The organism is Microbacterium sp. NPDC076768 (assembly GCF_040687205.1).
GTDB lineage: Bacteria > Actinomycetota > Actinomycetes > Actinomycetales > Microbacteriaceae > Microbacterium.
In genome coordinates this window covers 1-21413 of the sequence record NZ_JBFBMU010000006.1, presented here as the reverse complement: position 1 = coordinate 21413, position 21413 = coordinate 1, and the positions used below count along the sequence as shown (strand labels likewise).

The 21413-nt window shown below is 63.0% G+C and carries 21 protein-coding genes and 1 tRNA gene; 12 read left to right on the top strand and 10 right to left on the bottom strand.

Annotated features, from left to right (window positions below; all coding sequences use genetic code 11):
- Positions 1-21 precede the first annotated feature (21 nt).
- The 8 genes from AB0O87_RS15345 to AB0O87_RS15310 are packed head-to-tail and all read left to right on the top strand — an operon-like array spanning position 22 to position 7432.
- The gene (locus tag AB0O87_RS15345; protein ID WP_363517875.1) at positions 22-855 is read left to right on the top strand and encodes a ParA family protein; all 834 of its coding nucleotides are present in this window, start codon (positions 22-24) and stop codon (positions 853-855) included.
- Entirely contained in the window at positions 839-1696 is an 858-nt protein-coding gene (locus AB0O87_RS15340) for a ScpA family protein (protein ID WP_363517826.1), read from the top strand. The genes AB0O87_RS15345 and AB0O87_RS15340 overlap by 17 nt, the downstream gene beginning before the upstream one ends.
- A complete protein-coding gene (gene scpB / locus AB0O87_RS15335) occupies positions 1686-2285 on the top strand; it encodes an SMC-Scp complex subunit ScpB (protein WP_363517823.1) in 600 nt (199 codons plus the stop codon). Before AB0O87_RS15340 ends, scpB begins: the two co-directional genes overlap by 11 nt.
- A complete protein-coding gene (locus AB0O87_RS15330; protein ID WP_363517820.1) occupies positions 2282-3085 on the top strand; it encodes a pseudouridine synthase in 804 nt (267 codons plus the stop codon). The genes scpB and AB0O87_RS15330 overlap by 4 nt, the downstream gene beginning before the upstream one ends.
- On the top strand, positions 3085-4221 hold the full coding sequence (locus AB0O87_RS15325; RefSeq protein ID WP_363517817.1) for a prephenate dehydrogenase: 1137 nt from the start codon (positions 3085-3087) through the stop codon (positions 4219-4221). The genes AB0O87_RS15330 and AB0O87_RS15325 overlap by 1 nt, the downstream gene beginning before the upstream one ends.
- Positions 4214-4936 carry a (d)CMP kinase gene (gene cmk / locus AB0O87_RS15320; RefSeq protein WP_363517814.1) on the top strand — a complete coding sequence of 241 codons (723 nt, stop codon included), beginning with the start codon at positions 4214-4216 and terminating at the stop codon, positions 4934-4936. Before AB0O87_RS15325 ends, cmk begins: the two co-directional genes overlap by 8 nt.
- Positions 4937-4976: 40 nt before the next feature.
- Positions 4977-6449: a ribosome biogenesis GTPase Der gene (gene der, locus AB0O87_RS15315; RefSeq protein WP_363517872.1), complete on the top strand. Its 1473-nt coding sequence runs from the start codon at positions 4977-4979 to the stop codon at positions 6447-6449.
- A 59-nt stretch (positions 6450-6508) separates the two neighbouring features.
- Positions 6509-7432 (top strand): NUDIX domain-containing protein, encoded by a 924-nt coding sequence (locus AB0O87_RS15310; RefSeq protein WP_363517811.1) that lies wholly within the window; start codon positions 6509-6511, stop codon positions 7430-7432.
- Here AB0O87_RS15310 and AB0O87_RS15305 read toward each other — a convergent pair.
- Together AB0O87_RS15305 and AB0O87_RS15300 are read right to left on the bottom strand one after the other, a co-directional pair.
- A complete protein-coding gene (locus AB0O87_RS15305; protein ID WP_363517808.1) occupies positions 7393-8718 on the bottom strand; it encodes a DUF222 domain-containing protein in 1326 nt (441 codons plus the stop codon). The genes AB0O87_RS15310 and AB0O87_RS15305 overlap by 40 nt on opposite strands.
- A 37-nt stretch (positions 8719-8755) precedes the next feature.
- A complete protein-coding gene (locus AB0O87_RS15300; RefSeq protein ID WP_363517805.1) occupies positions 8756-9127 on the bottom strand; it encodes an RNA-binding S4 domain-containing protein in 372 nt (123 codons plus the stop codon).
- Between the two features lie 304 nt (positions 9128-9431).
- Between AB0O87_RS15300 and AB0O87_RS15295 the strand changes: the two genes are divergently transcribed.
- Positions 9432-9505, top strand: a tRNA-Pro gene (locus AB0O87_RS15295).
- A 195-nt stretch (positions 9506-9700) separates the two neighbouring features.
- Here the strand turns inward: AB0O87_RS15295 and AB0O87_RS15290 are convergent.
- From AB0O87_RS15290 to AB0O87_RS15265, 6 genes are all read right to left on the bottom strand, one after another.
- Positions 9701-10855 carry a tyrosine-type recombinase/integrase gene (locus AB0O87_RS15290; protein WP_363517802.1) on the bottom strand — a complete coding sequence of 385 codons (1155 nt, stop codon included), beginning with the start codon at positions 10853-10855 and terminating at the stop codon, positions 9701-9703.
- Between the two features lie 61 nt (positions 10856-10916).
- On the bottom strand, positions 10917-11135 hold the full coding sequence (locus AB0O87_RS15285) for a helix-turn-helix domain-containing protein (RefSeq protein WP_363517799.1): 219 nt from the start codon (positions 11133-11135) through the stop codon (positions 10917-10919).
- Positions 11132-11695: a hypothetical protein gene (locus AB0O87_RS15280; RefSeq protein ID WP_363517796.1), complete on the bottom strand. Its 564-nt coding sequence runs from the start codon at positions 11693-11695 to the stop codon at positions 11132-11134. Before AB0O87_RS15280 ends, AB0O87_RS15285 begins: the two co-directional genes overlap by 4 nt.
- A gap of 15 nt (positions 11696-11710) precedes the next feature.
- Entirely contained in the window at positions 11711-12175 is a 465-nt protein-coding gene (locus AB0O87_RS15275; protein WP_363517793.1) for a single-stranded DNA-binding protein, read from the bottom strand.
- A gap of 82 nt (positions 12176-12257) precedes the next feature.
- Positions 12258-14039 (bottom strand): TraM recognition domain-containing protein, encoded by a 1782-nt coding sequence (locus AB0O87_RS15270; protein ID WP_363517790.1) that lies wholly within the window; start codon positions 14037-14039, stop codon positions 12258-12260.
- Positions 14036-14644: a hypothetical protein gene (locus AB0O87_RS15265; RefSeq protein ID WP_363517878.1), complete on the bottom strand. Its 609-nt coding sequence runs from the start codon at positions 14642-14644 to the stop codon at positions 14036-14038. The genes AB0O87_RS15270 and AB0O87_RS15265 overlap by 4 nt, the downstream gene beginning before the upstream one ends.
- 738 nt (positions 14645-15382) lie before the next feature.
- On the opposite strand from AB0O87_RS15265, the gene lgt reads away from it, so the two are divergent.
- On the top strand, positions 15383-16351 hold the full coding sequence (gene lgt, locus AB0O87_RS15260; RefSeq protein ID WP_363517787.1) for a prolipoprotein diacylglyceryl transferase: 969 nt from the start codon (positions 15383-15385) through the stop codon (positions 16349-16351).
- Positions 16352-16666: 315 nt separating this feature from the next.
- On the opposite strand, the gene AB0O87_RS15255 is transcribed toward lgt, so the two are convergent.
- The gene (locus AB0O87_RS15255) at positions 16667-17620 is read right to left on the bottom strand and encodes a LysR family transcriptional regulator (RefSeq protein WP_363517784.1); all 954 of its coding nucleotides are present in this window, start codon (positions 17618-17620) and stop codon (positions 16667-16669) included.
- 140 nt (positions 17621-17760) lie between these two features.
- Here AB0O87_RS15255 and AB0O87_RS15250 point away from each other — a divergent pair, with 140 nt between their 5' ends.
- Both AB0O87_RS15250 and AB0O87_RS15245 read left to right on the top strand, forming a co-directional pair.
- Positions 17761-18828 (top strand): putative sulfate exporter family transporter, encoded by a 1068-nt coding sequence (locus tag AB0O87_RS15250; protein WP_363517781.1) that lies wholly within the window; start codon positions 17761-17763, stop codon positions 18826-18828.
- Between the two features lie 24 nt (positions 18829-18852).
- Positions 18853-19266, top strand: coding sequence for a universal stress protein (locus AB0O87_RS15245; protein ID WP_363517778.1), 414 nt, complete (start codon positions 18853-18855; stop codon positions 19264-19266).
- A gap of 453 nt (positions 19267-19719) precedes the next feature.
- Here AB0O87_RS15245 and AB0O87_RS15240 read toward each other — a convergent pair whose 3' ends face one another.
- Positions 19720-21045, bottom strand: a complete 1326-nt coding sequence (locus AB0O87_RS15240; RefSeq protein ID WP_363517775.1) for an ISL3-like element ISPfr2 family transposase — start codon at positions 21043-21045, stop codon at positions 19720-19722.
- Positions 21046-21413: the final 368 nt, after the last annotated feature.

Below are 21413 nucleotides of genomic sequence, written 5' to 3'. Positions count from 1 at the left end.
CAGAAGGCCGACGAGCCCCTTATGGGACCCACTGGCCGCCCCTATCAGGGGTTTCCGACCCCCGAACCGTTGAAGTCGCACGGCCCCGCACGAATCATCGCGTTGTGCAATCAGAAGGGCGGCGTCGGAAAGACGACGACCTCGATCAACCTGGCCGCGTCGCTTGCAGAGTACGGTCGCAAGGTGCTTGCGGTGGACTTTGACCCGCAGGGAGCCCTGTCTGCTGGCCTGGGTATTCCGACGCACGATGTGCCGACAATCTACGACCTGTTGCTTGACACCAAGCGCGATGCGCACGACGCTATCGTCCCTTCTGGCGTCGATGGGCTTGACGTGATGCCGGCCAACATTGACCTTTCCGCCGCCGAGGTGCACCTGGTCAACGAGGTGGCGCGGGAAACGATCCTCGCACGCGTTCTTCGCCAGGTGGCGGGGGAGTACGACGTCATCCTGATCGACTGCCAGCCGTCTCTTGGCATCCTTACAGTCAATGCGCTGACGGCAGCACACGGCGTGCTTATCCCGCTGGAGTGCGAGTTCTTCGCGCTGCGTGGCGTTGCTCTCCTGATCGAAACTATCGACAAGGTGCGCGACAGGCTGAACCCATCGATCACGATGGATGGTCTTCTGGCGACGATGTACGACCCGCGAACGCTGCACTCGCGTGAGGTGCTGGAACGCGTGGTCGAGGCATTCGGTGATGACGTCTTGGAGACAGTGATCGGCCGAACGGTGAAGTTCCCTGATGCCTCAGTTTCTGGCGTTCCCATCACCGAGTTCGCCCCAGAGCACGCCGCCGCTCAGGCGTACCTGCGGTTGGCGCGGGAGCTGGTCGCCCGTGGCGCCGTCGCATAGCGAAGACGTCGCCGACGCAGCGCCCATCGAGGCGGCAGAGGATGCCCCCGCAGCAGACGGCGCTGGCTTCCGGGTCTCATTAACGAACTTCGACGGTCCGTTCGACCTCTTGCTGAATTTGATCTCGAAGCACGAGATGGACATCACCGAGGTGTCATTGAGTGCTGTCACGAACGAGTTCATTGCGTACCTTGGTGCGCTTGAAAATGAGGAAGAACTCGACCAGGCTTCGGAGTTTTTGGTCGTCGCAGCAACCCTTCTCGACATGAAAGTCGCCGGACTCCTGCCGCAGGGCGAGCTTGTCGATGCCGAGGCGGTCGCGCTGTTGGAAGCTCGGGATCTGTTGTTCGCCCGACTATTGCAATACCGCGCCTTTAAGGAAGTGTCGGCATGGTTTGCTCGGTGCCTTCAGCGCGAAGACCGCAGACATGTGCGAGCCGTGCGACTGGAAGAGAAGCACCGTCGGCAAACCCCTGAGCTTGTGTGGTCGCTGAGCGCAGAAGACTTCGGTGCGCTGGCACTGTTGGCCTTCGCACCGAAAGAGATGCCGCACGTCGGCCTCGATCATTTGCATGCGCCGCTGGTGAGCATCCGCGAGCAGGCAGCGATCGTCGTGACGCTGTTGCGCGGCACAGAGTCGATCAACTTTCGTGAGCTGGTCGCCGGCGTGAGTGAGACCGGGATCGTGGTGGCACGGTTCATTTCGGTGCTGGAGCTCTATCGACACGGTGCGCTGTCTTTTGAACAACTTGAACCGCTTGGCGAGCTCACTCTTCGCTGGGCAGCCGACTCGTGGTCGGACGAAACACTGGCGACCCTGGGGGCCGACTATGACCGATGATCTGACACAGACTGCGGAAGACGCGACCGCTGAGCTGCCTCTCGCTGAGCGGATCGAGGCGATCCTCTTCATCGTGGATGAGCCGATTGGCCTGGTCGCGCTCGCGGCCGCGGTGGCTTCGCCGGTTGCCGCCGTGCGTCAGACGCTCGAGGCGCTCGTCGACGACTACGACGGACGAGGCAGCGGCCCGCGGCGCGGGTTTGAACTGCGCGAGGTCGGTGGCGGTTGGCGTCTCTATGTGCGCGAAGACCTCGACGCTGTTGTCGCGGCGTTTGTCGGCGGACAGGCGCCACAACGATTGTCACAGGCTGCGCTCGAAACTCTGGCCGTGATTGCGTACAAGCAACCGGTGACGCGCAGTCAAGTTGCCTCTATTCGTGCCGTGAACGTAGATTCGGTCGTTCGCACACTGCTCGCGCGTGGTCTGATCACCGAGCTGTTTGCCGACTCGGAGACCGGAGCGATCAACTACGGCACCACTGACGCGCTTCTCCAGCACTTGGGCATCAACTCACTCGATGAGCTGCCCCCCATTTCTCCTCTGCTCGACGATGGAGCAGACGGCTTTGACGAAGGGACCATCCGATGACTGGCTTTGAGGCTGCGACAGACGCTGACGGCGCGCCGGAAGGTGTGCGCCTGCAGAAGGTTCTCGCCGGTGCAGGGGTGGCATCGCGCCGTGTCGTCGAGCAGTACATCACCGAAGGGCGCATCCGTGTAAACGGCATTGTTGTCTCTGAGCTGGGACGACGCATCGACCCAGAGAACGACCTTGTCGATGTCGATGGCACCGCTGTGCAGCTCGATGTTTCGAAGCGCTACGTGATGTTGAACAAGCCCACCGGCGTTGTCAGCAGCATGCGCGACGAGAATGGACGCCCTGATCTTCGTCGCTTTACCGACGACTATGAAGAGCGTCTGTACAACGTCGGGCGCCTCGACGCTGAGACCAGTGGATTGCTGATTCTCACCAACGATGGCGCGCTCGCGCATGTGCTCGCGCACCCTTCTTTTGGTGTGACCAAGGTGTACATCGCGAAGGTTGAGGGGACTGTGCTTCCCCAGACGATCTCAAAGCTCACCAAGGGTATTGAGCTGGAGGACGGTCCGATCGCGGCCGATAAAGCTCGCTTGCTGGACACTTCTCGCGGCTCCAGCCTCGTCGAACTCACGTTGCACTCCGGACGCAACCGCATCGTGCGCCGCATGCTCGCCTCTGTTGGGCACCCGGTGACGGAGCTGGTTCGTCGGCAGTTTGGCCCGCTTCACCTGGGAACCCTCCCGGCGGGGAAGACACGGGAACTGACTAAAGTTGAACTTGGCGCGCTTTTGACCCTGTCGCGCCGTGATTCCGGTGTCGCCGAGGCGCCAGGCGAGCAGGAGAGCTAATGACCGATACGACGAGTGCGCCCACGGCGCGGAAGGCCGGCTTTGTGGCGCCGCGTCTTTCCGGCACCGTGCGCATCGTCGGCGCTGGATTGCTCGGCGCCAGTATCGGCCACGCGCTTCGCGCGAAAGACGTAGACGTGGTCTTGACCGACGCGTCGCCCGCACAGTTGCGTCTTGCTGTCGACTACGGCGCAGGTCGTGTCTCGTCGCCAGATGATGCACCATCACTGGTCGTCGTCGCTGTGCCGCCAGACGTGACTGCCGATGTGATTCAGGCAGAACTGGAACAGTTTCCTTCCGCTGTTGTGACGGATGTGGCGAGCGTGAAGCTCGCGCCCTTTCGTTCGTTGCAGGAGCGGGGCGTCGACCTTGCCCGCTACATCGGTTCGCATCCACTGGCTGGGCGGGAGCGCGGCGGGGCAATTTCGGCGCGCGCCGACCTCTTCATTGGTCGTCCGTGGGTGGTCTGCCGTGATGCAGAAACAAAGGCTGCTGACCTTGCCCTGGTCGAAGCGCTTGCTTTGGACGTGGGCGCCATGCCACTAGAGATGACACCTGAAGAGCACGACCGTTCGGTCGCGCTTATCTCCCACGTGCCACAGGTCGTGGCGAGTTTGCTGGCTGGACGATTGGCGGGGGCAGAAGAAGGTTCACTGCGACTTGCAGGCCAGGGGGTGCGTGACACGACACGCATCGCGGCGTCAGCCCCGGAGCTCTGGGTGCAGATTCTCGGCGCGAACGCTGGCCCTGTCGTCGAGATTCTTGACGCGCTTGCTGCCGACCTTGGTGAGGTCGCGAAAGCGCTGCGCGAACCTGATGCTGCGGGCGCCAGACGCATCGTCGCTGAGGCAATCCGTCAGGGAAACGATGGTGTCGAGCGTCTGCCAGGAAAGCATGGACAGAACCGGCGCTTCGAGACTCTTGTCGTCATGGTCGATGACACCTCAGGACAACTAGGGCGGCTTTTTGGAGAGCTGGGCGAACTCGGCGTCAACGTCGAAGACCTTCGTTTGGAGCACTCTCCTGGAGCGCAGTTCGGTCTGGCAGAGATTAGCGTCGACCCGGCAGCACTCCACGGCGCGATCAGCGGGTTGCAGGAGCGCGGTTGGCGAATTGCGGGGAGCACCAATGACTGACATTTCTCTTGACTCTTCGGCGGAGGTGCCCGTGATCGACGCGGCAAAGTTCATCGCTATCGACGGTCCGGCAGGCTCCGGAAAGTCGAGTGTTTCGAAGGCCGTGGCGCGCAAGCTGGGGTTCGGATACCTGGACACTGGCTCGGCCTACCGTGCGTTGGCGTGGCATGTACTCGACCGTGGCGCTGACACTGCCGATGAGGCAGCCGTGCGCGCTGCTGCAGCGAATTTTCCCGTGCAACTCGGGCTCGACGCCGACGACCGCACTGTGCGGGTGGGTGGCGTCGATGTTACCGACGCGATCCGCGACCCGCGGGTCTCTGATGCCGTGAGTGGTGTGGCGCGCGTCCCCGAAGTGCGTGCGCAGGTGAACGACCTGTTCCGCCGGTTGGTAGCTGAGGCACCGTACCCGGCCGTCGTGGTCGAAGGACGCGACATCACGACCGTCGTTGCGCCCGATGCGCCCGTGCGGATTTTGCTCACCGCGGCTCCCGAAGTACGGGCCGCTCGACGTGCTGGCGAACTCGCCGGCGAGAATGCGGCTGCTGTCGCCGCGGCGCTGCACAAGCGCGACGCCTCTGACAGCACCGTCGTCGACTTTCTCAACGCCGCAGAAGGCGTCGAGGTTGTCGATTCGACGGAACTCGATTTCCCCCAGACCATCGACGCCGTTCTCACGGTGATCGAACAAATCCGAGGAGCACACTGTGGCTGACGAAGAATACGAAGGCGGCCCCGACCAGCTCGCCGAGAAAATGGACCAGGTCGACGAGCACCTCGCCGACCAGCGGGCAGAGACCCTGCGTGCAGGGCTCTCCGACTATGAGCTCGACGACGAAGATGCCGCGCTTCTTGCGGGCATCACGCTCGGCGAAGACGGCATTCATTACAGCCCTGCGCTGCCGGTCGTTGCGATCGTCGGACGCCCGAACGTCGGCAAGTCTGCGCTGGTGAACCGTATTCTCGGTCGCCGCGAGGCTGTTGTCGAAGACACCCCTGGCGTTACGCGTGACCGCGTGACGTACAAGGCGGAGTGGGCAGATCGCCGCTTCTCGCTCGTTGACACGGGTGGGTGGGAGCCAGACGCCCGCGGTATCGACCGTTCGGTTGCTGCTCAGGCTGAGGTCGCCATCGATCTCGCCGACATGGTGCTCTTCGTCGTTGATGCGATGGTAGGCGCGACGTCGACGGACGAGCATGTCGTGAAGATGCTGCGCAAGAGTGGCAAGCCCGTGTTTTTGATCGCCAACAAGGTCGACGACGTTCGTCAGGAGCCGGAGGCTGCGGCACTGTGGAACCTCGGACTCGGCGAACCACACCCGGTTTCGGCAATCCATGGCCGCGGTGTTGCTGACCTGCTGGACGCTGTGCTGAAGAAGCTTCCTGAGGTGTCAGCCGTCGCTAAGCAAGAGATCGGCGGACCGCGTCGCGTCGCTATCCTCGGGCGTCCGAACGTCGGAAAGTCCTCACTGCTGAACAAGGCAGCGGGGGAGGAGCGCGTCGTCGTCAACGATTTGGCCGGCACCACTCGTGACCCGGTGGACGAGGTCGTCGAGCTCGGCGGCAAGATGTGGCGTCTCGTGGACACCGCTGGTATTCGCCGTCGCGTGCACATGGCTCAGGGGGCAGACTTCTATGCGTCTCTTCGCACCTCTGCGGCGCTGGAGAAGGCAGAAGTTGCGGTCGTTGTGCTCGATGTCTCTGAGTCGATCAGTGAGCAGGATGTGCGCATCATCGACCTTGTGCTCGAGTCTGGGCGCTCGCTCGTTCTTGCATTCAACAAGTGGGATCGTCTGAACGACGATGACCTCGACAACGCTGATCGTCGTCGCTACCTCGAGCGCGAGATCGAGCAAGACCTCGCGCACGTCGCCTGGGCTCCGCGTGTGAACATCTCGGCGAAGACGGGTCGCCACCTCGACAAGCTCGTGCCCGCGCTGGAGACTGCGCTGGAGAACTGGGATCGTCGTATTCCGACAGGTAAGTTCAACGCGTTCCTCGCTGAGCTTGTGGCGGAGCACCCGCACCCGCTGCGCGGTGGCAAGCAGCCACGCATCCTGTTTGGTACGCAGGCATCGACGCGTCCGCCGACATTTGTGCTGTTCACGACCGGTTTCCTCGACCCCGGTTACCGTCGTTTCATTCAGCGTCGCCTGCGCGAGCTGTACTCGTTTGAAGGAACACCGATCGTGATCAACATGCGTGTCAGGGAGAAGCGCCAGCGCTGAGCTGACGACACTTTTCGAATCATGGCGCCGTGAACTCGATGCTGTGACAGGCTGAAGACGTGACCGTCATCCCTCCCGCTGCTGGTGAGCCCCGTCGTCCTGAAGGGCCACGGGATCCTGGCGATGCCTGGGTGGTGGCGGAGTCGGGCGAGAAGTATTGGGGGCGCTTCGGCGCTGCCGGACTTCTCGCCGTCGACCCCACGAAGGGGATCCTGTTGCAGCATCGCGTTGCGTGGAGCCACTTTGGCGGTACGTGGGGTTTGCCAGGCGGTGCACTGCACGAGGGGGAGAGCGCCATTGTTGGTGCGATCCGCGAGGCTCAAGAAGAGGCTGGTGTGCCAGACGGTGCCGTGCGTGCGCGGTTCACGAGCGTTCTTGATCTGGGGATTTGGTCGTACACGACGGTGATCGCAGACGTCGACGTTCCTTTTGAGCCGGTAATCAGTGACCCAGAAAGCGTTGCGCTGGAGTGGGTGCCGATTGACGAAGTCGATGATCGACCATTGCACCCGGGGTTTGCGGCGGCGTGGCCTGCATTGCGCGAACTTCTGAAAGTGCGGCCCCTGCTGGTGGTCGATGCGGCGAATGTGGTGGGTTCGGTGCCGGATGGCTGGTGGAAAGACCGTGCAGGGGCCGCGTCTCGGCTCCGCTCGGCTCTAGCTGATCTGGCGGTGCCTGCAGATGCCCTTGGTCTCGGCGGCGATGACTGGTTCCCCGAAATCGTGATGGTTGTTGAAGGTCAAGCTAAGGCGATTGACTCGGAACGGGGCCCTGTAGAGGTGGTCCGTGCGGACGGTGCGGGGGATGACGCGATCGTTGCCGAAATCGAGAGGCGTGTTGCAGGCGGTCGAACTGTGGTTGCTGTGACGAGTGATCGGGAACTGCGCGAGCGAGCAGAACGCGCGGGGGCCGCGCTGATTCGATCGGCCGGCTGGTTGCGAGATCACACGAACATGACGCGTCGTGGTGACGGGTCCTTGTAGTCACGACCGAGTGGGCTGTGCCAACTGACCCCGCCATCGCTTTCCTGAAGAGCAGTCCACCTGTGTGGATCTGGGATGTCGGGGTGCTTGAGCGTGTGGTGCGTGCGACAGAAGTGGCTGAGGTTGTCGATGCTGGTTGACCCGCCCTTGGCGTGATCATGATTGTGATCGATCTCGCACCTGTGCGCCGGCATCCGACAGCCGGGGAAGCGGCAATGCTGATCGCGAGCGCGGAGGAACCGACGCATGCTTTCGGTCGGAGTGTAGGTATCGGTTTCGATGATCATGCCGCTGGGGTCGAGGAACAGGCGGGTCCAGCCATTGTTGCGTCCTGCGAGATCACGGGCGATGTCTGGATGCAACGGCCCGTACCCGTCTAGTTCGGCTGGCCGGTTATCAGCGCCGAGGAGGGTGCCAGCTGCGATCGTCACTTGCACGCGCGCCTGAATGTTGTCGAGGCCATCGCCATGAACGGCTGAGGGGTCTGACGCGAGAAGGAGATCGCTGAAGAGGTCGGTGCGAATTTGCGCCCATGTGCGTGTGTCGAGGCACTCTTCTTCTTCTGGGTCTTCGAGCGCAAGGTTCTCTATAGGGAGATCGTCGTGAGAGGTTTTTGGGTTGATTCTTGTTTCGACGATCTGCTGCGTCATGCGGCTCAACCTGTCGGAGATCGCGTGTGCAATCCATTCGGGGAGAACGGCGGTGAGCAGAGCAAGGCCATCGTCGAGCGACTTGACCGTGACGCACCGTTCTGTCGTTGCGCGTTCGTGTCGCTCGCCCAAAGATTCTCCCGTGAGCGTGGCGGCGACCTGCCGCGCGTGCGCTCGGGTGCGAGCTGCACTGTCGTGCTCAGCCACCACGAGAACTGCTGCCTCAAACAGAGCCATGGCCGATGCGTCGATCTTCTTGTTTCGGATGGCTTCGATCACGATCGCGCTTGCTCGAGCGATCTCGCGCACATGCAAGGGGGAGAGCGCGCCGCTCGCGAATGCGGTTCTCACAGCGGGGAGATGGGTGCACAGTGCCTGAGCGTCTGCGAAGGCGAACTCGACGGTTCCTTTAGAAAAATGCCCCGCGGCAGAGAACTCAGAGATCATGGAGCGGTAGATGGCGTCGCGATGAAACGGGCTTGCCGAAACATCTGCATCGTGAAGAGTGATCTGCTCGACCAGTAGTTCTGCGGCTTCGGCCTCTAGTGTCGCGATCTGCTGTCTTTTCGCCACCCAGGCGTCCAGCACACGACGTCGTTCCTCAAGTTCGAGGTCGAAATCCGTCTGTGGGCCCATACCTCATTATAGAACATATGTTCGAATATGGGAAGAGTTAATCCAGAAAAGGATCTTGTCGGCCGCGCAGTTTATCGATGTCGCGACGTTCTCTTTTGGTGGGGCGGCCGGCCCCGCGATCGCGCAGTCCGAGCGCGGCCTGGGGCTCGCGCTCCGGAGTCCGGTCTTCGTACGCGAGTGCCGCAATTGGGGCGCCGACGCGCTTCACGAGTAGCTGCCGGACGATGAGAAGTCGGTCGAAACCCGCGATGCGAATGCGAAGCTCGTCACCTACACGCACCTGCTGCGCAGCCTTCACCTTGTCGCCGTTTACGCGCACGTGCCCAGCGCGGCATGCTGTTGTCGCCGCCGATCGCGTTTTATACACCCGGATCGCCCAGAGCCAACTGTCTACTCGTGCAGCATCCATTAGTAGTTGCCATCGATCGAGACGTGGAGGGCGCCGACAGCGGGAAGACTTTTGCTGGTGGTGTCGATGCGGCTGGTGGTGTCGATGCCCATGTACTCATCGTATGTCTGGCCACCGACAAAGCGCCTCGCGCGTGGCGCCGCAGCGTGGTTCGCGGAGGGGCCCGGCATGCGGCTAAGATAGTGGAGTTGCCTGCGCGCGAGTGCAGAACAACGGGCTGTGGCGCAGCTTGGTAGCGCACTTGACTGGGGGTTAAGTGGTTTACCACTCTTCGGTCGGCCCGAACAACTGAAAAACAATGCCACGGGCTGTGGCGCAGCTTGGTAGCGCACTTGACTGGGGGTCAAGGGGTCGCAGGTTCAAATCCTGTCAGCCCGACAGAAAATCCCTGATGAGAAGCAATTTTCATCAGGGATTTGTTGTTTCTGAATGTCGTTTTCTCTGGTCCCCCTCTGGTCCCCCTGGGCAGGTTGGCATGGTCGACCTGTGGATGACAGACCCGCTGCGACGCTCTGTCTGTGGATAAGGGGACCAAAAGGGGACCAGAACGGTTAATACCGGCGACGGAGCGGGTCACAGCCCGCGGCCCGTGCCCTGCCGCGGTCGTCGCGATGGATCCCGAGGAGTGTCTCTGCTGAGGAAGGCGTTGGCTTGTTCCGCGGCGGAGGCGAGGTGGCGGTCATCGGGGTGGAGGTAGCCGCGAGTGGTCTCGATTGAGGCGTGTCCGAGGATCTCTTGGAGGACATGGAGGGGAACCCCGGCGTCGGCGAGCCAGGTGGCGCCGGTGTGTCGGAGACCGTGTCGGGTGAGGTTCGGCAGGCCGAGGTCAGCAACAACCTGATCCCAACTGGTCGCATCGCGAACGGTGGCCGTCGTGAGGAAACCGCCACGTGGGCCGACGAGGAGTGGTGCGTCCGATTGCTTGAACGCGCAGAGTCTTTTCAGGACCGGCCGGAGTGGGTCGAGAATCGGCACGCGACGCTCTTTGCGGCTCTTGGTTGGTTTGGTGATGAGGCCGCCCCTGCCGGGGAAGACTTGTCGTCTGATGATGACGAGGTTCTTGGTGAAGTCCACGTCCCCGACTTGGAGTCCGGAGACTTCGGAAGAACGTGCTGCAAGCAGAGCGGCGAGCATCACGAAGTCTGAATAGGACTGATGGACGGCGCCGCAGGCGGAGGCGAGCTGGTTCAGCTTCTGCAGGTCAGGGATCGCGTGCGCGCGCGGGGCAGCATCTTCGGCCGGTTGAACTCGGAAGGCGTTTCGATGAAGACTCCGCTTCGCACGGTGTTTGGCGGGATTGATTGTGATCAGACCGTCGCGAACGGCTTCGTCGAGTACCCGCACGAGTGGGGCGATGGTGTTCTTGATCGTCGATGCGCCGTACTGCTTCTCCCAGTCATCGATCGTGCGGTCGATCATTCCAGCGGTGATTTGCGTGACGGGCAGGTGGCCGAGCGCCGGGAGTACTCGGAGCCGAAGACCGTATCGGTAGTTGTCGCCGGTGGAGGTCATATCGAGGCCGCGTGCCCATCGATCGCCGATCGAGGTGAAGAACTCCAGGAGCGTCATGGAGACGTCCATTCCCTTGACCGAAGAATTCCGGAGCGTTTCGAAGAATGCCCGTGCGGTTGCCTCGTCCTTCACGATCTCGGTACGGATCACGCGCTGCTTGGTGAGCGGATCGGTCCAGCGTGCCCGCGCTCGAATCCCGTAGGAGCGTCGTTCCATGTCGGTGGAGATCCTCACCCCGATCGGCGGTACCGGGCGGGGTGAGGACTCTGGCATTGGCTCAGTTGGCCGGGCCATGGTGCGGCTCTAAGTTCTGCAGCCATTGGTCGATTGCTTCGAGCCGGTATCGGGCGATACCGCCGAGCTTGATGAATGGTGGCCCGGTCTCTGCGGAGCGCCATCGAGACAATGTCGATTCGGAGACCTTCAAATACGAGGCGACCTCTCGACTATCCAGCAATGGCGAGACTGGCGCAGTCGCTTCTGCCGCGTTGCTCATGACTCCTCCTGCGGACGATCGCCGAGCGAACGGTAGAACTCGTCCTCAGCCGCTTTACGACGCTGAACGTCATCAACGACGAACTCGACAAAGTCGGATTCCCGGTCGGTGACCATCGCTTCTTCGGAGGGGGTGGGCGGCTCTTCCCCGGGCCAGGTGGCTTGCCGTGTGGGGCGATCACGATCGAGTCGAGTCCCGCAGGTAGCTACCCAGTCGCGGAGCCGTAGACGAGCGTCCGCAAAGTCGCGATGCCACCCCAACGGTGCGGATCCATTTTGGTTGGGGTCGTAGGCGCACAGCCAGTGCAGGTGCAGCGCTGACAGCTCCCAGACGAGCTCGGGGTGACGATGCCAGTAGGGCGGGATCACTGCTGCCGGGAGTCCGTAGGTTCGGCGGAGCCAGTCGATCCAGCGATTCAGTTCCAGCCACTCGACCTCCGCGTCATTCGCGGTGAGGAGATTCCAGTTGATCGGATGCGGTGGTTCAGCGACGAATGATTCGTCGTAGTCATCCGCGTCGCGCCCTTCATGTGCTTCGGGGCTGGGGATGAAGTCAGTCACGATGACCGCTCCTACTCAGATGCTGACCGCAGGAGCGGCATCTGACTGCGCTCGCGCTCGGGCAGGTGCTTCAAAAGGGGAGGCATCACGACCAGTCGCCTCGCGCATGTTGCTGTCGCGATGAGATCCGCGATCGACCTCGTATTGTGTGCGTGCAACGTCGTGACCGAAGCGGGAGACGATGAACTCCTCGGCTGCGACAGTCTGACCGTCCTTCTCGTAGCTGTACTCGCGCACGCGCCCGGTGGCGATGAACTTGTCTCCTTTGCGGAATCGCGAGACTCCTTCTTCGGCTGCGCGCCGGAAGGCGCTCATGTCGTGGAATGACGGGTCGAGCAGCGTGAAGCTTCCGTCTGGGTCCTGCCGCGAATGCTCTATGCCGATTCGCGCGTAGAACCGCGCGGTACCGTCATCGGTGTAGGTCAGACGGGGCTCGGTCGCGATGAATCCTGTGATGGCTTGTTGGGTGTCGATGGACATGACGACTCCTTGATCTGTTGGGGCGGCCATCCGATGTGGTGGCCACTGCAGCAGACAGGTGCGCGCCGCGCCCCAGTGCGGATCATTGCGCTGCAGGGCGTCCCAACAGCGATTCAACCGCCGCACGATCTGCTTTGAGCTGTTCACCATCGGAGCGCTTAGGCCAGGGGTGGAGGTCAGTGATGATCGGTGGAGCGGATCGGAGCAAAATGATCCCTGTTCCAAACGGCAACGTGCGAATGCGGTCGGGCGGTAAGATCGGTACTCGACGGATGGAACGCTGGTTGGAGCGCGAGCCATGGTCGCCGAGAGTGACGGAGTCGGCGAACTCGTCTCGTTCGCCGATCAGCGTGGAGAGGTCTTGAAGGTCTCGCGAGTTCGAGGCACCGCCAAGGATGATCTTCGCGATGCTGGCGTCCCAGATCGCTGCCGCTTTGTGCTCTGACCATTTGTCCCGTGCCTGGGCAAGGGATTGAAGCACCGGCATCGTTGTGATGCCGGTGCCGCCACCTTCCGCCATGAGTGTGGGCAGCGAAGGTAGTGGCGCGAGGTTTCCGATTTCGTCGAGCGCAAACAGCAGCGGTGGGTCGAGCCGTGCGCCGGGTGATCGAGCAGCCATGCGACGGGCGGTCTCAACGAGGTCTTCGACGAATGCTGCGACGAGAGCTGCGCTGTTCCCGGCCCCAATGCCGGTCGCCAGAAGATACAGCGCGCCACGGTCGCGGATGAAGCTCTCGGGATCGAACTGCTCGTCTTCTTCAGGGCTGACGGCATCAAGCACTCTGGGGTCGGCCAGCGCTGACAGTGCGAGCGAAACGCCCTGCCAGATGCTGTCACGTGTGCGCGGGTCGGCGTCGAGCGTTGCGTCCAGCGAATCTGCCCAGCCCGTGGCTGCCAACGGTGAGCCCGTCAGGATGGCGACAGCCTCTGCTGCCGCGGATGGGTCGAGGGTCCATCGGAACAGCTCAGCCGGACTCCGATGATCAAGCGCGGCCGCGTGAAGGAGCGCCTGCAGAGCGATGCGTGTCTTTCCCTCCCAGAACCCTCCGCCTTCGACACCGCCAGCGGATAGCTCGGTGGCCGCGGCAAGGCCGGTCGCGCGGATCATCGCGGTCAACGGGTCCTCGCAGCCCCGAATAGGCGACCACCGCAGCCCGGCGGGGACGCCTTCAGCAAGATGCTGTGGATCGAAGACAGCGACGGGGCCGATCCGCTCGCGTGCCTGCATCGTTGCCGTCAAATTGTCGGGCCGGGTGGACGTCGTCACGACTGCACCCGGTGCATCAAGAATCGCCGGGATCACAATGTGCAGACCCTTGCCCGAACGTGGCGGACCGATGAGGAGAATCGAGTCTTCCACGCTGGCCCATACCTGCTTGCCGTGCGAGCGCCCGAGCAGGTAGCCCACGTCCTCGGGCTTTGGCTGATCCAGCGAAGGGCGCAGCGTCACAGCCCGGCGCAGGAGCGCCTTCGCAGACGCGCTCGCTACGACCTCATGACTGCTGGCAGTTCCGGCAAGCCGCCGTGGATCTGTGTCGGCGTTGTGGGCGTGCCGACTCCAACAGACCCAAGCCCACCCGATAACACCGCCGAGCACCAGGAGCAGTAGTACTGCAATCGACCAGTAGAGGATCGTATTCAGCCGGGGTGCCTGCAGCACCTCGGCCGGGTTCGACGGGTTGAACAGCACGGCGACTCCGCCAGCAATCCCGACCTGGGGCTGTCCAGAGCTAGTGAGGAATGCCGCAATGGAACCCGCAACTCGCAAGACAGCAACGACGCCGAAGACGGCGACCAGCGCGATCATCAGAAAGTTGGTCAACTCATCACCGAGACCCCCTCCCTGACCGTGTGGGGCGCTCATGACGGCAAAGGCTCGGTGATGATGACGCCGGAGACGCGTCCGATGAGCAGGATCTCCGACCGGTGATCCATGAGTCGACTCAAATCGATGACCGCACGAGCGCTCCCGTCAGCGGATCCTTCAGCATTGGAGACTGAAAGCGCGACGGTGACGTCCTCGCCAGGGACGAATCCGGACCCGGTCACCTCGATCAGATGATGCGTTGGGCGGTGCCGCGCTCGCCGTATCGTGCTGGGCGACTGAACGTCCGCGATGGCTTGCTCTCGTCGCACCGCATGGACGATGTCGGTGAACACCGAGCCATCGAACTCGTGCACCTCAACTCGAACGGTGCGAGAGCGGTGTTCGGAGATTGCGTCGAGAAGATCACCAAAGCGTGCCCGACTCCAAGAGGCATCCGTCGTTGGAGGCGGGAAGTCGCGCCCATTGCAGCTGACGTTCATGGTTCCGCGCTCGCTGACCGTGATGACTGCGAGGGGGAAAGCGATGGGCGATCCGGGTGGCGTTCCTGCAGGGCTATTGCTCATGCCATAGAGGTGCGCGGGTACTCGCGCCATTGCTCCATGCACTCCAGGTACGGGCTGGGCGTGACCGTCGACGGTCACGTCTACAACTTCCGGACCGAGGATTCTCGTATTGGCTTTGATCGTTCGCCGGGGGAGCCCAGGCTAGACCGCGTGCTATCGCTGTGCGTCAAAGGAGTCAATCACCGCCCGCAGATCGGTGACAGTCGAGATAGTCCGACCAGCTTCGTGGGGAACCCGTTGGGGTTCGATTCGAAGGCTGCCTCGTCGTTCTCCGCCTGAACGAAGACTCTCACTGATCCGCGCTTTGTGCTGCGATCGTGGACCGTCTCACCTTCGGTGGCAACAACATCGAAACCGGCAGCGACTCCGACAGCCTCGCCCACACGAAGAACACCCACGCGCGGGGCACGGGTAAGTAAGCAGACTGGCCGGACCCGGCGAGTAGTTCATCACCGGATCCGCTGTAGCGTATAGCGTCCCTTGATCGGGCATTTTCTCGGGTGGGTCTTACGGGAATGTCCGCCTGCCGGAACCGCACGCGTCGGCACCGGTGTGTCATTCCGCGGCAGGAGTTCCGGTGGGCGTCCCGCTTCCGCACAGGCTGTGTCCGCGCGAGCAGATTAGGTTTTCACGCAGACTGTGGTCTCCGATAAGTGAAAATCGCCCCAGGCGCGACACAACGGCCAGGCCCTGATGTTGGTCGACGGAAAATCTCAGGATGCAGCCGGACTGTTTCTGTAGGCTGTGCGCGCGGGACGATCAACCCCACCACGTTTCCCAGCGCTGCAGACATCACTCTGGGCGGGAAGGCCCAAAATGCTTCCGCTGAGCATCCCCAGTCCACCGATCAGTTCGTTCAACATCGGGCCGCTGACCATCCACTTCTACGCCCTCTGCATCCTGACCGGGATCGTCATCGCTGCGGCAGTCACCGTCCGGCGAATCGCCCGATCGGGCATTCCCCGCACCGTGGTCCTGGATATTTCCATGTGGGCCGTCATCATCGGCATTCCCGGCGGCCGGTTCTACCACGTCTTCACACACCCCGGGGACTACCTCTACAAGGGCGCCAACCTCTGGACCATCTTCGCCGTTTGGGACGGAGGCCTGGCGATTTTCGGCTCGATCCTCTTCGGTACCCTCGGCACCTACATCGGCTGCCGCCGCGCCGGGATCCGGTTCTTCGCCTTCGCCGATGCGCTGGTCCCGGGGCTCCTCCTTGCCCAGGCATTTGGACGCCTCGGCAACTACTTCAACCAGGAACTGTACGGCCCACCCACCACGCTCCCGTGGGGTCTGCAAATTCACTCGTCGAGCCCAGCTTTCCCCGCGGGCGTGCCGGCGGGCACCCTATTCCAGCCCCTGTTCTTGTACGAGATGATTTGGGACATCGCCGGGGCAATCTTGATCATTCTTTTGGGTCGAAAATTCGTGATGTCGTGGGGTAAATCGATGGGCGTGTACTTCCTCTGGTATGGAATCGGTCGCGCATACTTGGAAACTCTCAGGCTGGATCCGACGGAGTTCCATTTCCTTGGGCAAAAGATCAACGCCGATGTTGCGATCGCGGCCGCCATTTTCGGGCTCGTCATTCTGGTAATCCAATCAATCAGACACCGCGGTGAACCAACCCCATTCGGCTACCTCCCTGGAAGGAGGCCCGACCTGACCGAGCCGGAGGCAAAGGGGATCGGAGTTCCCGAAGCTGCGCCGGTGCAAACCGCGGAATCGCCAACCGTCGCGAGTGGCGCACCGTTCAACAGTTCCGACGACGCGGGACGGTAGCTGATCGCGTGCGCCCGTTGCGCGCGAGGCAGACACTGGGCGGAGCGCCCGCATGCTTCATGCATTGGCGGCCGAGCCCATGAGGTCGGTCGTGAATCTACAGCGGCCGTGGCTTCCAACCCTTAGTGCCAACCACCGTTCCAATACTGGTCAGACCCCGTGAACCGGCGCTAACGCGAACATCCGCGCCAGCCTCGCCAAACGTCCCCAAAACGTTTGGTCTACGGGTACCGCTCGAAGCGATAAACGCTCTCAAATTCGTCCCGGAAAGTACGCTGAGGTGTGGCCCGGTCAGCATCCGTGTAGAGCGTGCGTTTATCCGGGGTTGCTTGGGCTGGTTGCGGCGATCGCGATGAGGGCGCGGGCTGGACCGGTCAGGCCTCCGCCTGCGGCCTGCCAGGTTGCGGTCAGGGGTCTCAGGAGCGGCTTCTCGGTTGGTATCACGACGAGTCTGCCGAGGGTCACGTCGTCACGTACGGCGAGGATACTCAGAACGCCGGGCGCGATACCCGCGGCGATGGCGGAACGAACTGCCGCGCTGGTGGACAGCTCGACGGCCGCGTCTGCTCGCGGCGAGTCGGGCGCTCGCGCCGCCAGAATGGATTCGAGGGCGCTCCGGGTTCCGCTGCCGGACTCGCGGATGACCAGGGGGGTTCGAGCCAACTCGTCAGCGGTGAGCGGTGTGTCCCGGCGCGCCCACCGGTGACCGGGTGCCACGACGACGACCAGTTCGTCTTGCAGCACCCTCTGGTGGGCGAGCCCCCGAGGCGGGCGCATGCTTTCGATGAAGCCGACGTCGACTTGCCCAGCACGGACCATCGCGCCGGAGGCCTCGCTGTTGGCCACCGTGAGCTCGATTGCGCTGGGCCGGGTCCCGCTCGCTTCTTGTTGTCGTCGCAACGTGACAAGCCAGCCGGGGAGTAAGTGTTCGGCAATCGTTTGGCTCGCCACGACCCGCAGTTTCTGGGCGCTGTTCTGGCGAAGGGATGCGATTCCCGCGTCGAGCTCTTCCGCAGCATCCAGGACAGGCATCGCCCACCCGATGACGAGTGTACCTGTGGGCGTCAGTGTTGAGCCTCGGGGCGAACGCATGAGTATCGGTGAGCCGACCTGATCTTCGAGGGCACGCATTCGAGAGGAAACGGCTTGCTGCGAGAGGCCGAGGGCTTTGCCTGCCGCGGAAAAGCTGCCAAGATTGTGCACCGCACACAGCATCTGCAAGGCGGCGAGGTCCGGCACCCGAGAACTCAACATCCACTGCTCCCTCATGGTCGACGCCCTCCACGATACAAGCACACCTTGTGACCACCCAAGGGCGAGCCCTCTACTGCTGTGACGGCAGCGAGCGGAACATGGTGGCTGTGACTTCAACGCCTCCAACTGCGCCCGTACCGATCCATCCGTTACCGATGCGTTCGCGCATCCTGGCGAAGGTTCCCGGACTAGCGTTAGCGGTGGGAATCGCGATCGTTGCCACCGCCATCGGTCATCTCGTTCCGCTCGTGGGAGGGCCGGTATCGGGAATCGTGCTCGGTGTTGCCCTCGCCACAATCATCAAGCCATCCGCGCGCCTGCGACCTGGCATGAACACGGCAAGCAAATTTGTGCTCCAGTTGTCCGTCGTGGTCCTTGGCTCGCAGCTCTCACTGGCGCAAATCGCCAAAGTAGGCCTCGAATCGCTCCCGGTGATGCTGGGAACCCTGGTGGTGTGTCTGGTTGCGGCCTGGCTGATCGGTCGCTGGCTCGGCATCGTGGGGAATTTACGCACCCTGATCGGTGTCGGTACCGGCATCTGCGGCGCGTCGGCGATCGCCGCGGTAACCCCGGTCATCGGGGCGGTCGGTGTCGATGTCGCCTACGCGATCTCCACCATCTTCCTGTTCAACATCACCGCAGTACTGGTCTTCCCCATCATCGGGCACCTACTCGGCATGAGCCAGCACGCCTTCGGCCTCTTCGCAGGAACCGCCGTCAATGACATGTCCTCCGTTGTGGCCGCCGCAACAACCTATGGCCCCGCCGCAACGAACTACGCGGTCGTGGTCAAACTCGTGCGCACTCTGATGATCATCCCGATCAGCCTCGGCCTCGCCGCGTGGGCCGGAAGGCGGATCAGTGCAACCGAGGGGCGCGGCGAGGTCGCCGGTCTCGATCCCGTCACGTTGCAGGACGATGCAACCGCCGTACAAGCACGCGGGCGCCGGTTGAACGTCTTCCGTCTCGTCCCGTGGTTCTTGATCGGATTCATCATCGTCGCAGCAGTGAACTCCTTCGGCATCATCCCCGTAGGCATCCACCCGAGCCTGAGCGCGGTCTCCGTCTTCCTCATCACCGTCGCCCTGTCGGCGATCGGTCTCTCCACCGACCTAGCCGGTTTTCGGCGTGCCGGTGCGAAACCGCTGATCCTCGGCGCAAGCCTCTGGATCGTCGTCTCGCTAACCAGCCTGGGCCTCCAATTCGCGACCGGCCTACAGTAAATCCACTCACAGAAAGTTCTCACCGTGTTCTCACACCTGCTCGTTCCCATCGACGGCACTGCCCACTCCGAGGCTGTTCTGCGCCAAGCGCGCGAGCTCGCCGTGTTGACCGGCGCATCCGCTCACATCCTGCACCTGAGCGTTCACGAGTGGATCGAGGGTCAGGACCTCACCATGGAAGACACCTCGGAAATCCGCACGTTCATGGAGCATGCGCTGGCCTCCTTCAGGAGTGCAGGCCTCACAACAACGTCCGAAGTCCTCCCTGCCGACGTGCGAGAGATCGGCCAGGCCATCCTGGCCAGACTTGAGCCAGAGGTGGAAAACCTCATCGTGATCGGGGCACCACACCACCAACGGTGGTTGGCGCCGCTGGCGCATCGTATCAGCGACCAAGTCACCCAGCAGGCGGTATGCCCGGTCTTGCTCATCCCATAGCAGCCCCGGGTGCGCAGCTCCTCGACGCAAACTCGTCATAGACGGCGACCTGAGATGCTTTTCGAACCAGCGCCCGACGGTCCGCTATTGGAGACCGGATTTCTTGACATCGCCGGAGATAATCCCAGCGTGATTCACGCAATGCCGTTACGAGCGAAGTTCCACTGATTCTTCGGAGAAGCCGTGAACGAGACCCAGCCACACAAACGATGAGATGAAGCGGAACACGCGACACTTCGCACAACCCTCCGACAAACTCGACCCGAACACGGCACGCCTAACCCATCCCGTAAACGGTTCCCCTTGCGGGACGCCTGATATGCGAATCTGCGCACCAATCCTGCTCAGGTTCATCCCCAACGAGCGCTCACTTGGCTTTGCGCCGTTGGCGAGCACAGTCAAGAAGGGAGATGGGGCCAGACGTGGCCGTCGCGGTAGGGTCACTTCAGCGGCTCATCCCAATCGGGGGTGTAGGAGTTGGGGTCTGAAGCCGCCGGTCTCGAGCAGGCTTCGGGCGATGTAGTTGGTCAGGTTGCGGAACCCGAGTGCGGAGCCGCGCAGGTGTTCGAGCCGTCCGTTGAGCGCCTCGGTCGGCCCGTTGCTGGTGCCGGGTCGTTCGAAGTAGGCGAGCACGTCAGCGGCTCGCTTCTTCAGGGTCCGGCCCAGGGTGGTGAGCTCGGTGAGCACCTTGGGGACGCCGGCGCTGAGGTCGGTGATCAGCTTCTCCATGAGCTCGCGGCCACGTTGCCGGTCCTCGTGGCGATAGGCGGCGATCATGCGCTGGTAGACACCCCAGGTCGCCTCGACCTCGACGTGAGCGTCATCAACGAACAGCGCGCGTAGCCTGTCGCTCTGCTTGTCGGTGAGCAGGTCCGCGCCGGTGTGCAGCGTGCGCCGCGACTTGTAGAGCGGGTCGTCCCTGAACCCACGGTGCCCGTGGATCGCGAGTTGGACCCGGCGCCGGCACCTGTCGAGGGCGTCACCGGCCAGGCGCACGACGTGGAAGGGATCCATCACCGTGACCGCGTCCGGGATCTCCTCTGCAGCGGCGGTCTTGAACCCGGTGAAGCCGTCCATCGCGACCACCTCGACCGCGTCACGGAAGGCGTCGTCGCGGTCGGCGAGCCAGGTCTTGAACGCCGCCTTCGACCGGCCCTCGACCATGTCCAGCAGCCTTGCTGGGCCGGCGCCATCGCGGACCGGGGTGAGGTCGATGATCACGGTGACGTACTTGTCGCCACGCCTGGTGTGGCGCCAGACGTGCTCATCGACGCCAATGACCTTCACGCCCTCGAACCGCGTGGGGTCGTTGATCAGCAGCCGCTTGCCTTCAGCCAGGACCGCGTTGTTGGCGGTGTCCCACGCGACCCCGAGTCCCTCGGCGACACGTGCGACGGTGAGGTGTGCGACCACGATCCCTTCCAGCGCCCACCGCAGCCCGGTGCGCGAGAGCTTCGCGCGTGGCTCCGCCGCGGCGCTGGTGTCTTGGCGCCACACGTGTCCGCAGTCGGCACAGCGGTAGCGGCGCACTACAACTTCCAGCACGGTCGGTCGCCAGCCCAGCGGCTCGTGGGCCAACCGCCGGATCACGGTGTCACGAGCAGCGCCTTCGCTGCCGCACCGTCGGCACCACTGATCTGGTTCCACCACGCGGCACGCGAGGACCGCACGATCCGGTTCAAGTCGTTGTCCGGTCACGCTCAGACCGAGGCCGTCGAGTCGAGCGAAGGCGGTCAGGTCAGGGCGGCCGAAGCCGCCCGGCGGGGTAGCGTCGGACACGTCGAGGTCTTTCGGATGGATGGCGTAGGAACCTCCGTCGTCGGGAGACCTCGACGTCTATCTGCGGACCGACGCGCCCGGCCGACCTACACCGTCATCTGAGAAGACCCCTGAAACGTCTTCGCCGACGACGGGACCGGCGAGGAGGAGGGCGCGGTGAGCTAAAAGAATGGAGCTTGCTCGGCTTCGACGCCGCCGCAAGCTCCGGTGAAACGGTCGGTACTGGTCGGTCGTCGTCGGTCACCACCGGATGGCGGCGTCCTCCACGCTCGGGGCGCTTGACCCCTGATCTTGGACACGCTGATTCCAGCACGATGCTGGGGAAGCGAGAATCCAAGGGATGGCTAGGAAGAACTACACGGACGAGT